Raw genomic sequence first — 1,387 nt, 5'->3', positions numbered from 1 at the left:
GCTCCGACAGCTTCACCTACACCGCCACAAACCCCGCTGGCACCTCCGCACCAGCAACGGTCACCATCACAATAACACCACCTGTTCCGGAGATCACGGGTATCACTCCCAGTGCTGGCACCTCTGAAGGTGGAGAGCCGATCACAATCTCCGGCTCGGGTTTAACCGGGGCTACCGGAGTGACCATTGGCGGGTATGCCGCAACAAATGTAATTGTGGTGAACGATACCGCCATCACTGTCGTGACACCGGCGACAATCGCAGGCTCGCATGATGTCGTTGTCTCGACGCCAAGCGGTCCTCTAACGTTGGCTGCGGCCTTTACATCCGCATCAAGTGTGTCCGCGCCACTGCCTGCGGCCATCTCTCCGACGTCCGGCTCGACTACCGGCGGCACGCTGGTAACAATCACAGGTGCGGGCTTCAGCAACGCTACAGGCGTTTATTTCGATGGGGTGCCCGCAGCAGGGTTCACGATCCATACGGATGGCCGGATCACCTCTACGACGCCAGCCCATGCAGCCGGTTTAATCGGATTTGAGATTACGTCGGCGGGCGGCGACGGTGGAATTACAGACAGCTATACTTACGTCGCTCCCGTTATTTCGTTTACCCCAGCGGCAGGTGCGTTGATCGCCGCGCAAGCTGCGGTCTCTTACAGCCAGACTTTTAGCGCGTCCGGTGCGGCGGCGCCCTATGCATTTGCCATAACCGGCGGTGCGCTGCCCGCAGGTCTCGATCTTTCTTCCGAAGGCGTACTCGAAGGCACCCCCACCGAAATTGGAAATGCGGCCTTCACCATAACAGTGACCGATGCCAACGGCGTACAGGACAATGCTACTTATAATCTGTCTGTTGGTGCGCCATCGATTGCACTCGACCCATCGACACTCTCTGGTGGAACTTATGGGGATGCCTATACTCATAGTTTTGTTGCCTCAGGCGGTAACGCACCTTACAGCTATAGCGTAACACCCAATGCGTTGCCTGCGGGCATGTCACTCTCTTCAGATGGTACTCTCTCCGGTACGCCAACAGTGGTGGGCATATTCAACTTTACCGTAACGGCTTCCGACAGCACCACGGGGTCGGGCGCACCTTTTAGTACCACTCAAGCTTATAGACTGACGATCAATAATGTTGCGCCGATCGCGGGTGATCGTTCCGTTGCCATCAACGCCAACAGTGCAGACAATGTGATTACGCTGAGCCTTTCGGGTGGCGCGGCGACCTCGGTTGCTGTTGCGACCCAGGCAACGAAGGGTGTCGCCACGGCATCCGGCACGGCGATAACCTACACTCCAAACCCGGGTTATTCCGGGGTCGACAGCTTCAGCTATACCGCCACCAATGATGCCGGTACCTCTGCATCCGCAACTGTCACGAT

General features: G+C 57.5%; 1 protein-coding gene. It reads left to right on the top strand.

Going from position 1 to position 1,387, the window contains the following annotated elements; all coding sequences use genetic code 11:
- Positions 1 to 1,387, top strand: a 1,387-nt coding sequence (locus CUC55_RS22620) for a putative Ig domain-containing protein (protein WP_173645954.1), incomplete at both ends; no start/stop codon positions are given.

It is taken from the genome of Agrobacterium bohemicum (genome assembly GCF_002896715.1).
In the GTDB taxonomy this organism is placed as follows: Bacteria; Pseudomonadota; Alphaproteobacteria; order Rhizobiales; family Rhizobiaceae; genus Agrobacterium; species Agrobacterium bohemicum.
Note: the sequence above shows the minus strand (reverse complement) of the source record. Positions and strands in the feature narration are given on the sequence as shown.